Below are 12047 nucleotides of genomic sequence, written 5' to 3'. Positions count from 1 at the left end.
TATAAAAAATGTATCACATATCCAGAGGCCGTAAAAGAGAAAGATGGAAATGTTTAATGCTGTTCGCATTTTGATGCGTGCTATGTGCATACATCCTGAAACCAACACGGCTTAAATTCAGATTCGAAAGGAAGGGACAGGAAATGAGCAATAAAGAGCTAGATAAACTTCGTGATCGAGTGGATGAGCTGAATCTCCAGCTTTTATCTTTGATCAATGAAAGAGCAGAACTTGTTCAGGAAATCGGAAGAGTAAAGGAAACACAAGGGGTTTATCGTTATGATCCTGTCCGGGAACGCAAGATGCTGGACTTGATAAAAGAGCATAATGACGGTCCTTTTGAAAATTCTACAATTGAGCATATGTTCAAGGAAATTTTTAAAGCAGGTCTTGAACTTCAAAAAGATGATCATAGAAAGGCCCTTCTTGTTTCACGTAAAAAGAAGCCTGAAAATACGATTGTAGACTTAAAGGGTGAAAAAGTAGGGGATGGCAATCCTCATCTTGTTTTTGGCCCTTGCGCAGTTGAATCTTATGAGCAGGTGGCAACTGTTGCTGAAGCTGTAAAAGCAAAAGGACTTAAGCTCCTTCGCGGAGGCGCATATAAACCAAGAACATCACCGTATGATTTCCAGGGTCTTGGCCTTGAAGGTTTAAAAATCTTAAAAAGAGTGGCAGATGAATACGATCTGGCAGTTATTTCTGAAATCGTAAGCCCTAATGATATTGAAACGGCTGTAAATTATATTGATGTCATTCAAATCGGGGCAAGAAACATGCAAAACTTCGAGCTATTAAAAGCAGCGGGGGCTGTAAACAAACCAGTTCTTTTAAAGCGCGGGATTGCAGCTACAATTGAAGAATTCATCAATGCAGCGGAATATATCATGTCCCAGGGGAATGGACAGATTATTCTATGTGAGCGCGGAATCCGCACATACGAACGTGCTACACGCAATACATTGGACATTTCGGCTGTGCCTATTCTTAAGCAGGAAACACATTTGCCAGTACTGGTTGACGTTACGCATTCAACAGGCCGCAGAGATTTGCTTCTTCCAGCAGCAAAAGCTGCGCTGGCAATCGGCGCAGATGGTGTAATGGCAGAAGTTCATCCAGACCCGGCCGTTGCCCTATCAGATTCAGCGCAGCAAATGGACTTGAATCAATTTGATCAATTTATGGCTGAACTTCAATCTTCAGCATTGCTGAAAGTGTAGCCATCTAAATATGGAGAGCCTTCTGCTGGTAGCAGGAGGCTCTTTACTTTGCATTAAAAGTGGAAATTTAAGTTTTTTTCAAAAATACAAGCCTTGACATTGCGGCAATTCCTGGACTGTCGTATGATTAAATACATAATTGTACATGTGTAACCACTCACAAATTAGGATAAAAAATGAGTAGGTTACGTCGTGTTGCTGTAAAATATAAAGTAATTGAAGCGACCGCTATTTAAAGAAGGAGTGTAAGTAATGAATGTAACAATATACGATGTAGCAAGAGAAGCGAATGTATCAATGGCAACGGTTTCTCGTGTTGTAAATGGCAACCCGAATGTTAAGCCTGCAACAAGAAAAAAAGTAATGGAAGTAATTGACCGGCTTGGGTACCGCCCCAACGCGGTTGCAAGAGGATTGGCAAGCAAAAAAACGACGACAGTCGGTGTAATCATTCCCGATATCTCCAGCACCTTTTTTGCAGAACTGGCAAGGGGCATAGAGGATATTGCGACAATGTATAAATACAATATCATTCTCAGCAACTCCGACCAAAATATTGAAAAAGAGCTGCACTTGCTCAATACAATGCTCGGGAAACAGGTAGATGGAATAGTCTTCATGGGCGGCAATATTACGTCCGAGCATGTTGAAGAGTTTGAAAAGTCACCGGTTCCGATCGTACTGGCTGGCTCTATTGAGGAAACAGGCAAAATCCCATCTGTAAATATTAATTATGAACAGGCCGCATTTGATGTGACCAAGTCATTTATTGAAAAAGGCCATAAAGATGCTGCTATCGTGGTGGGACCTCTCCGAGAGCCGATTAATCAGGAAAAAAAGCTTGCGGGCTATAAGCGGGCATTGGAAGAAGCTGAGGTGTCCTTCCGGGATGAATTGGTAGTTGAAGGAGATTATACGTACGATTCAGGTATAGAAGCCTTTGAAAAGCTGCTTGAGGCAGATCCGCGTCCAACCGCTATTTTTGCAGGATCTGATGAAATGGCATTGGGAATTGTCCACGGGGCGGAGGATAAAGGCTTTAATATCCCGAAAGACTTTGAGGTCATCAGCTCTGACAATACCAGATTGGCATTAATGGTCCGTCCTCAGCTGACATCAGTCGTACAGCCATTGTATGATATTGGTGCAGTTGCCATGAGATTGCTTACGAAACTTATGAATAAAGAATCAGTCGATGAGCAAATTGTTGTCCTCCCTCACCGAATTGAAGAACGAAGCTCAACAAAATAATGGACTTGCCGATATAAAAGAAAAGCGTAAGCGCCTCGACCAGCCCCGACAAGCGCTGGAGGGCCAGAAGTTGAAGCCGTTCTTTGACTTCAGCCTCTGGACCGAAGTGACTCGAGGGGCTAGGCGCTCGCAGCTGGAAAAAGGGAAGAAAGAGAAGCGCCTTAATATGAAAGGCGTTTCTTTCTGTCAATTTTAACTATCGTACCTGTTTTCGAGGACATAAATAAACCATTAGACAAAGGGAATTCGCAATGGATCAGGGAGAGAGAGTATGAGAAAGTTCGATATTTTAACACCGGCAGGGTTAATGGTGGGCCTGGCTATGCTGATTTTTGGCATCATGTGGAATGGAGGAGCAGATGGGTTTTTATCCTTTGTTGACCCTTCTTCAATTCTTATTGTTTTAGGCGGTTTAATAGCCGGGCTGCTTGTAAGTTTTCCTTTAAAAGATATCAGGCATATGGCTACCGTTTTTAAGCAGGCTTTTTCCAGTGAAGAACAAAGCGTTGGCGAGCTGATTGGAATTTTTGTCAAACTCTCTGAGCGTGCCCGGCGTGAAGGGCTGTTATCGCTTGAGGCTGAAATCGAGAAGGTGGAAGATCCTTTTATTCGGAAAGGCATGTATCTGGCTGTGGATGGTATAGAGCCAGATGTCATTACTGACATTCTGAATGCCGAAATTATGGCGATGGAAGAGAGGCACAGAAAAGGGAGGAGCATCCTCGAAAGAGCCGGTGAGTATGCTCCGGCATGGGGAATGATAGGAACCCTGATTGGGCTGGTACTGATGCTGAAAAATTTAAATGACCCCTCCACTCTTGGACCTAATATGGCCATTGCCTTATTAACTACCTTATATGGCTCTCTGCTGGCAAATCTAATTTTTCTGCCGATGGCATCTAAGCTGGCATTAAAGACAGAGAAGGAAGTATTTTTGAAGGAGATTATTATTGAAGGGGTCATCGGTATCCAATCCGGGCAAAATCCCAAAATTTTAGAGCAGAAGCTAAGCGCCTTTTTGTCCTCGGAGGAACGGAGAGAGCTTGAGAGAGAAGTAAACGCGGGGGAGGCGCTGGATTATGAGGCATAGGCGAAGGTCTCCTGAGCCTCCTAAAGGTGCCCCAAGATGGATGGTAACTTTTTCAGATCTCGTCACACTAATATTGGTCTTTTTTATCCTGCTGTTTTCAATGTCACAGATCGATTTAATGAAATTTCAGGCGATATCCGACTCTTTTCGGGACAGGCAGGTGCTTGATTTCCAGCCGTCCATCATTCCAGCGGATAACCAGGAGAAAAGGGAAGAAATTACCGAAAAAGATGGAAGCGGGCAATCAGATTCACTTGATGAGCTTCTGATGGAAATTCAGTCGTTTCTGGATAAGAATGGCTTAGAAAAAGTTATTGTGGCAAACAGAACGGAACGGGGTGTCGTTCTGGTCCTGCAGGAACAGGTTTTATTCGAATCAGGGGATGCGAGTCTGATAGACAGCTCATACTCCTTCCTGGATAAAGTAGGAACCCTTTTAGCAAACATGCCCAACCTTGTGAAGGTGGAAGGACATACTGATGACCGGCCCATAACTACTTACAGATATCCATCCAATTGGGAGTTATCTGCTGCCCGGGCAAGTACTGTAATCAGATATCTAACAGAAAAGCATAATCTTGACAGCCATAGGTTTATGGCTGTCGGATACGGGGAAACGCGGCCTATCGTCCCTAATTCCGGACCGGAGAATTGGGAGAAAAACAGGCGCGTTGAAATCATTATTTCTGATCCGAAATTTAATGAAGATAAAAATATTCCTAATGGGTAACAGGTCTGGCAATAGCCAGACCTGTTTATTTCAATGTGCAGAAATGAAAAACGGCCGGTAAAATGTCCGCGGCCGCTTTTTTTATAATGATTCTGTCATTGATGTGTTCCGGATCGGATAAAGGACTTTGTCCACTGTCCGGGCATTTTTTTCAGTTATTTCGCTCTTGCGGGGGATAGGCTTATATAAATCAGCTGGATCATCCCATTCCAGGGGAAGAGGGACAAGTGCGTGTTCTTTCCACTTATTTATCCATTCCTCCGGTATATTGCCGTAACAATTAGAGTTTTCAGTCATTTCAAGCCATATCATGGCCCATGCCCGGGGAACAACCCTCCAAATATCATAACCTCCGCCTCCGACGGCAATCCACTTCCCATCACAATATTCATGGGCAATTTCATGGGCCAGTTTTGGAATTTCCCTATAAATCTTTATAGTAGATGACAAATGGGTAAGAGGATCAAGATAATGTGCATCAGCCCCATTTTGCGTCAGAATCACATCCGGCTTGAAAAATTCCGCAACCTCCCGAAAAGCTGTACGGTATGCGTGAAGCCAAGAATCGTCTTCAGTAAATGCATCCACGGGAATATTGAAAGAGAATCCATATCCTTTTCCTTGTCCTCGTTCATTTACATTTCCGGTTCCGGGGAAAAGATATCTGCCTGTTTCATGAATCGATAAAGTGCATACATCCGGGTCATCATAAAATGACCATTGAACGCCATCACCATGATGGGCATCTGTATCCACATACAGAATACGAGCTTTATACTTTTCCTGTATATACTTTATGGCGACGGAGCTATCGTTGTAGATGCAAAAACCAGATGCTTTTCCACGAAAACCGTGGTGAAGGCCGCCGCCAAGGTGAAGTGCGTGCTTAGCACGTCCGCTCATGACTGCATCAACGGCTGCCAGGGTGCCTCCTACTAAAAGAGAGCTCGCTTCGTGCATATTTGGAAAAATAGGTGTGTCTTCTGTTCCAAGACCATAGTTTTCGCCGATATCCTCAGGAAGGTGTCCCCGGCCGGCAAGCTTAACAGCATTCACATAATTAGGATCATGTATCAAGTGAAGCTCTTCATCGGAAGCCTGGCGCGGGGGAATAATATGACATTCCTGGATGGCATTTATATTTTTGAGCAAATCGAGTGTCAGTTTCAGCCTTATCTGATTAAAAGGATGATTTTTGCTGAATTTGTAGTTCAGCAGGTCTTCCGAATAAACAAATACTGAATCATGTGTCATAGTGAAATCCCCGGCAGGCTGGGCCATAACACATGGTGGCCTGCTTTTTTCAAATCTTCAACTACAAGCGCAGGGTTCATTATCTGTACCCTTATCACCAGTATTTTGTATTTATCATCCGTTTTGTCAGGGTAAACAAGGACACTCTGAATATTTGCTTTTCTATTGCAGATGATTTCAGCGATTTCAAACAGCATGCCCGCCCTGTTTGGCACCTTTACTTCAATCTGGGATCCTGGCTGATGAGCTCCCGTCAATTGAACTAACGTATGAAGCAAATCGGTCTCTGTGACCATTCCAACCAGCTTATTATCGTTTAATATTGGCAGGCAGCCAATCCGCTGTTCATAAAAAACCGCAGCAATTTCTTCGGCAAAATCAAGAGGATGTCCGGTGATGATATTTGTTTTCATAATCATTTTTAATGGTCTCTGCAGATCTTCCTTAAATAGTTCTGTATGAAAAATAGAAGGTGTGGCATCACGAATGTCCCTATCTGTTACAAGTCCCTGCAATCTGCCCGCTTCATCTGTTATCGGCAAATGCCGTATTCTTTTTTCATTCATAATTCTTATGGCGTCGGCAATGGTGTCTTCCTTTGACAAGGCCGTGACATCCGTTTTCATAATTTCTTCAACAATCACTTTAATTGCCTCCTTATGAAATATATGGAGATCATTCATGCCGGAAAAATAGTCTGAATACAGGCATGAATTATGTATTGACGCTATTAATAAGATTTAATACATAAAGCGATTCATAAAGCGCAAGCGGTCAAATTGCTGTACTGAGTCCTGCTCCACTCTTTTTCCGATGCGGGCCATCAGGCAATTTGCAGGATGAGAACTGATTTCAGGGTCATCTGTGGCATACCATTCAAGACCGCCTGCATTCATCATCTTTTCCATGACTTTCCGATATTCCCATACATTCAGGCCAGTTCCTTTTAAATCCCAATGCCAATAATATTCAGTTGTTATAATAATATAGTCTTCCATTGCGTCATCCATCATGGATACTTTCAGCAGGTTCTTGCCTGTCCCTGAACCTCGGAAAGCAGGGATCACTTCTATTGCACCCAATTCTATTAAATTATCCATTTTCCCTTCAGACCAGCGCTCAAGAGGGTCTGGATACAAGTAAGTAACATAGCCGACAATGGTATGCCTGTCACGGGCCACTATAATCCTTCCCTCCGGCAACCCCGCAATTTCAACGAGGGCTTTATGCTGCTGAGCCGGAGGCCTGAAAGCAACAAGATCTTTATGAAACTCATAATCTGCCAACTTTTCAGGTGAAATTGGCCCCTCAATGATTAATTTTCCATTGGCTGTTTTTAATTCTTTTGCATTATACGTTTTTTTATGTTCCATTTATTCACCGCCCAATAGACATGATCAATGTAATTTCTATTATACATAAAAACACAGATGATAAAGCGCTTTCACATAATTTTCTGTGTAATTTAAAAAAGTTTGTGACAATTTATTATTTGGTTCATAAGTAATTTTTTTTAACTCTAAAATTTTAAAAATTGAGAAAATATAATGTTTATACTATAATAATATCAAATCTTAAATAAGGGGGATAACAATATATGAAAGTGGAAGCGCTGCCAGTAACACAAGGGGACTTCAATTTAAAAAGCTATGACGAGCTTTATGAAGATTTTAACTGGGCTGATGCGGAAAAAGAATTTTCCTGGAAAGAAACCGGCCGCATGAATATGGCTTATGAGGCTATTGACCGTCATGCGGAATCCTTCAGAAAAAATAAGGTTGCCCTTTATTATCGTGATGGACAGAGAAATGAGAAATATACATTCAAAGAAATGAAGGAACTATCCAATAAAGCGGGAAATGCATTAAAAGCATATGGGGATGTAGAGAAAGGAGACCGAGTTTTCATCTTTATGCCTCGCTCTCCTGAACTCTATTTTGCCGTATTGGGAGCTATTAAGCTCGGAGCCATTGTGGGTCCCCTGTTTGAAGCCTTTATGGAAGGAGCAGTCCGTGACAGGCTTGATGACAGTGAAGCTAAAGTTCTGATTACAACACCTGAGCTTTTGGAACGTGTGCCTGTTGACCAGCTGCCAGCCTTAAAGCATGTTTTCCTTGTTGGGGAAAATATTGAGGAAACAGGCCCCTATGTGGACTTTAATAAAAGAATGGCTGAATCGAGCAGAAAGCTTCAAATTGAATGGGTTGACGGAAAAGATGGCCTTATTTTGCATTATACTTCCGGTTCTACAGGCAAGCCAAAGGGAGTTCTGCATGTACATAATGCAATGGTTCAGCATTATCAGACAGCCAAATGGGTGCTGGACTTAAAAGAAGAAGATGTTTATTGGTGCACTGCTGATCCGGGCTGGGTAACCGGTACTTCATATGGTATTTTCGGCCCGTGGCTGACAGGTACTTCGAACCTCATTGTCGGGGGCAGATTCAATCCGGAGACTTGGTATAAAATGATTGAGGAGTATGGCGTTTCGGTTTGGTATAGTGCTCCGACCGCTTTCCGCATGCTGATGGGCGCGGGCGATGAAGTTGTGAAAAAGTTTGATTTAAGCTCCCTTCGGCATGTCCTCAGTGTCGGGGAACCGCTAAATCCTGAAGTAGTCAGATGGGGCATGAAAGTATTCAATATGCGCATCCATGATACATGGTGGATGACAGAAACAGGTGCACAGCTCATCTGCAACTATCCTTGCCTGGAAATTAAGCCGGGATCCATGGGTAAGCCGATTCCGGGTGTTAAAGCAGCCATTGTCGATGATCAGGGAAATGAGCTGCCGCCAAACCGCATGGGTAACCTTGCGATTAAAAAAGGCTGGCCTTCCATGATGAATGCCATCTGGAATAACGAGCAAAAATATGAATCTTATTTTATGCCAGGTGACTGGTATGTTTCGGGAGATTCGGCATATATGGATGAAGATGGATATTTCTGGTTCCAGGGTCGTGTAGATGATGTGATCATGACATCTGGCGAACGTGTAGGTCCGTTTGAAGTAGAGAGCAAGCTGATCGAACATCCAGCTGTTGCAGAAGCTGGAGTTATTGGCAAGCCGGATCCTGTCCGCGGTGAAATAATAAAGGCATTTGTTGCTTTACGAGATGGACATGAACCTTCTGAAGAACTTGTGGAAGAAATCCGCCAATTCGTAAAGAAAGGCCTTGCTGCCCACGCTGCCCCGCGTGAAATTGAATTCCGCGACAAACTTCCAAAAACCAGAAGCGGCAAAATTATGCGCCGGGTGCTTAAAGCATGGGAACTGGACCTGCCAACTGGCGATTTGTCTACAATGGAAGATTAATAGAGGAGACCGCTGCATTAATGAGCAGCGGTCTTTGTTATTGTTTCAAGGTTGTTTGTTATAAACCTTTTGATAAAAATGTTTAACAAATTATCCAGAATATATTCTTGGCATTGTTATTTCTATAAAGGAAAAGCAGAATTCCAGCCCCTGTTTGGGCGACTGGAATTCTGCTTTTTTTAATTAGTTTCTTCACCATCACCAGGTTCTGATGGCTTTTCAGCATCAGGCTTTTCCTCGGCTGGAGGTGGATCTTTTGGTTTCTCTTCTTTCGGCTTCGGCTTTTCCACTTTTGGCTTCTCTTCCTTCGGTTTTTCTTCTTCCGTTTTTTTGCCGATTTCCACTACATTGGAAGGAGCCGACTCTCTGCCGGCAATGTCAACAGCTGTTACATGGATCGAGCCGCTTCCAGCCTTAAAGCTAAGGGAGGAACCTGCTTTTATTGTCCCAACTTTTTTGCCGCCGTTATAGACGCGGTATCCAATTACATCATTTTCAGGATGTGCACCCCAGGTAATAGTTTCGCCTGAAGCTTTTATGCCTGGGGATGCAGGTGCTTTACCGTTATCTTTGAGCTGGTCAGCACTGGTCAGTATGCTCTTCCAGCGTTCTTTATTCGGAATAAGGTCGCTTGGATTCGCCTTAATTCCGAAGAGCTTTTCGATATAATCCGGATTCACAACCAATCCCGGTTCTGTAAATTCTTCAGGAGTTGAATCAAGTGCCATATATTTCTTGTTGCCGATCCTGACAAGTTTTCCATTGCCCAGGCTATCATCCGCCTTTGTAGGAACAAACTTTGCATTAAATAAGTCTGTTTCAACAAGGCCGGCTCTTGAGCAGGCTTCAGAAGGAAGCAGGCCTGAAATGGCACAGAATGAACGCCTTACGATTCCGCCCGGCATTTTAAAGCTTTCACTCGGGTCAACAAGATCAGGTGCGACGTCATAGGCTGCATTCATCAAATCCGCCCAGAGATAGTTATTGCGCAAACTATAGCTTAGCGGACCAGGGGCTTTCAATGATTTAGGCGTATCATATCCTGACCAGATGCCGAAAGTGACATTCGGGTTGGATGCCACGAACCATGCATCTATGAATTCAGTACCAGTACCGGTTTTCCCTGCCCAGTCGGAACTGAACTTCAATCTGCTCTTAATCGATGTAGCAGTTCCGCTGTTAATAACGTCTCTCATCATATCGATTGTAAGGTACGCTGTCTGCGGACTAAATACATCAACTGGCTCGGATTTATTCTGGAATATAGTGTTCCCGTCTTTATCTGTGATTTTTTCGATCATATAGGCGTCAATAAACTTCCCGCCGTTGGCAAATGTAGTAAAGGCGTTCGTATTTTCTTCAACCGTTACCCCATATTCCAAAGAACCAATGGATGTAGATAAGTTTGTATAGTCAGGGCCGATCAATGAGGTAAAGCCCATTTTTTCCAGATAAGAGGCAGGCCGCTGTCCGACTATATCCTTATAGAGCTTTACAGCCGGGACATTGTATGAATGCTTGAGAGCATGTCTTGCTGAAACCAGCCCGCTATAGGTATTCGTATAGTTCTTTGGCCAAGGTCTATTTAGTCCTGGACTTAGGTATAGCGGCACATCAGGCAGAATGGTGCCGGGCGCTGCTTTTCCAAGTTCCATTGCAGGAGCATAGACTAAGAGCGGCTTCATGGTTGAACCATTTTGCCTTAGAGCGCTTGTAGCATGATTCAGCTGTTCACGTTTGTGATCGCGTCCGCCGACAAAGCTGATGATTTTACCGGTTTTATTTTCAATCAAAATGGCTCCAACCTCTACGGGCTCCATGATTTGCTTATTTTCACCGGTTTCTGGGTCCTTAACCGTCTCAGGTTTGTCTGGCCCATAATAAGGATAGTTATTCTTAACCTGCTGCATTTTATCATAAATATCTTTGTTGATCGTCGTATGGATCTGGAAGCCATTCTGGCGGATCGTCCGGTCTGCAAGGGACCTGTATTCCTCTCGGAGCTCGTCATCCTCTTTTAAGTCCTGCTCTTCGTATCCATCATTTTTTGCGAGAATCTTAGTCATGATGTTTACTGCACGTTCTTCAATTTCATACGTTAAATATGGATATTTTTCCAAAGGGCTTTCTGAAGGCGTAGTGAAATCCTTAGTCAGGTCGTAAGCCAAGGCTTCCTCGTATTGCTTCTGGTCAATTTTTCCGTCGTCATACATTCTTTTAAGAACGGTTTTCATCCTGGAGAAACCTGGTTCCAGATTCTCTTTGACCGTTCCCTCCCTTGTAAAAGGAGTGTAGCCGAATGGACTCTGCGGCAGCCCTGCTATAAATGCGGACTGAGGCAAAGTTAATTCTTTTGCACTCACCCCAAAAATGCCTTTGGCAGCTGCTTCAACTCCGGCGATATTACGTCCGGATGCATTTCTTCCAAAGGTGGATACATTCAGGTAGGCTTCCAGTATCTCTTTCTTATCAAAGAATTTCTCCAGTCGCAAAGCAAGCAGGATTTCTTTTGCTTTCCGCTCGAAAGAAACCTCATTCGTTAAGATTTGGTTCTTTATCAGCTGCTGTGTAAGTGTACTTCCGCCGGATTGAACAGATGAATTGGTTACTTCCTGGAACAGTGCGCGCATAATCGCTTTTGGCACCACTCCGTCATGTTCGTAAAAATATTCATCTTCAGTAGCCACAACTGCGTTAATTAAGTGCTCGGAAACATCATCAAGCTTAACTTCCTCACGTTCAAGGTCTGTTCTCAGCTTTCCTAAGTATACGTTATTTGCAAAGTATATTTGTGATGTCTCTTCATAGTCGTAAATATCTTTTTTCATGCTGGCATAGGATCGGATGGGTTCATCCTTTACCAGCGACGCGAAATAACCAGCTCCAAGTCCTCCAGCGAATGCACCGCCAATGACAGCCAATATGATAAAAAGCAAAGTAAGATTCCAGATAACCTGGTACGTTATACTCGCTCCTTTAGCTGCTTTCTTATTTCCGAAAAGGCCCGGAGTTTGCCTCAATTTATCAAATAATATCTGAAACTTTTCTTTCATCATATCAATCCCCCTAAAATCACATCTATTATAGCATATTGCGACATAGTAATATGACAAGGTTCGTCATTTATCTGAAATTTCCTTTTTTTGCACAGGCATTTGACATTTGGCTGATATTTATGATAAAAAT

General features: G+C 43.2%; 9 protein-coding genes. 5 read left to right on the top strand and 4 right to left on the bottom strand.

Annotation, left to right across the window (positions count from 1 at the left end; genetic code table 11):
• Positions 1-143 precede the first annotated feature (143 nt).
• The 4 genes from ACXAD1_RS19770 (at position 144) to motS (ending at position 4291) form a co-directional block, all read left to right on the top strand.
• Positions 144-1220, top strand: coding sequence for a bifunctional 3-deoxy-7-phosphoheptulonate synthase/chorismate mutase (locus ACXAD1_RS19770; RefSeq protein ID WP_009333327.1), 1077 nt, complete (start codon positions 144-146; stop codon positions 1218-1220).
• A gap of 252 nt (positions 1221-1472) precedes the next feature.
• A complete protein-coding gene (gene ccpA, locus ACXAD1_RS19765) occupies positions 1473-2471 on the top strand; it encodes a catabolite control protein A (protein ID WP_264738783.1) in 999 nt (332 codons plus the stop codon).
• 271 nt (positions 2472-2742) lie between these two features.
• Complete coding sequence (motP, locus tag ACXAD1_RS19760; RefSeq protein WP_474910817.1) at positions 2743-3561, top strand: flagellar motor protein MotP; 819 nt, start codon at positions 2743-2745, stop codon at positions 3559-3561.
• On the top strand, positions 3551-4291 hold the full coding sequence (gene motS / locus ACXAD1_RS19755) for a flagellar motor protein MotS (protein WP_370225338.1): 741 nt from the start codon (positions 3551-3553) through the stop codon (positions 4289-4291). Before motP ends, motS begins: the two co-directional genes overlap by 11 nt.
• 81 nt (positions 4292-4372) lie before the next feature.
• Here the strand turns inward: motS and ACXAD1_RS19750 are convergent, their stop codons facing one another.
• The 3 genes from ACXAD1_RS19750 to ACXAD1_RS19740 all read right to left on the bottom strand — a co-directional run bounded on the left by ACXAD1_RS19750 (position 4373) and on the right by ACXAD1_RS19740 (position 6918).
• On the bottom strand, positions 4373-5545 hold the full coding sequence (locus ACXAD1_RS19750; RefSeq protein WP_206839158.1) for an acetoin utilization protein AcuC: 1173 nt from the start codon (positions 5543-5545) through the stop codon (positions 4373-4375).
• Entirely contained in the window at positions 5542-6189 is a 648-nt protein-coding gene (locus ACXAD1_RS19745; protein WP_474910816.1) for an acetoin utilization AcuB family protein, read from the bottom strand. Before ACXAD1_RS19745 ends, ACXAD1_RS19750 begins: the two co-directional genes overlap by 4 nt.
• A gap of 96 nt (positions 6190-6285) precedes the next feature.
• Positions 6286-6918 carry a GNAT family N-acetyltransferase gene (locus ACXAD1_RS19740; protein ID WP_206839154.1) on the bottom strand — a complete coding sequence of 211 codons (633 nt, stop codon included), beginning with the start codon at positions 6916-6918 and terminating at the stop codon, positions 6286-6288.
• Positions 6919-7142: 224 nt separating this feature from the next.
• On the opposite strand from ACXAD1_RS19740, the gene acsA reads away from it, so the two are divergent.
• A complete protein-coding gene (acsA, locus tag ACXAD1_RS19735; protein ID WP_474910815.1) occupies positions 7143-8861 on the top strand; it encodes an acetate--CoA ligase in 1719 nt (572 codons plus the stop codon).
• 179 nt (positions 8862-9040) lie between these two features.
• Here the strand turns inward: acsA and ACXAD1_RS19730 are convergent, their stop codons facing one another.
• Positions 9041-11917: a transglycosylase domain-containing protein gene (locus ACXAD1_RS19730; protein ID WP_474910814.1), complete on the bottom strand. Its 2877-nt coding sequence runs from the start codon at positions 11915-11917 to the stop codon at positions 9041-9043.
• Positions 11918-12047: the final 130 nt, after the last annotated feature.

Source organism: Cytobacillus sp. ABV4_503, from assembly GCF_056158445.1.
Note: the sequence above shows the minus strand (reverse complement) of the source record. Positions and strands in the feature narration are given on the sequence as shown.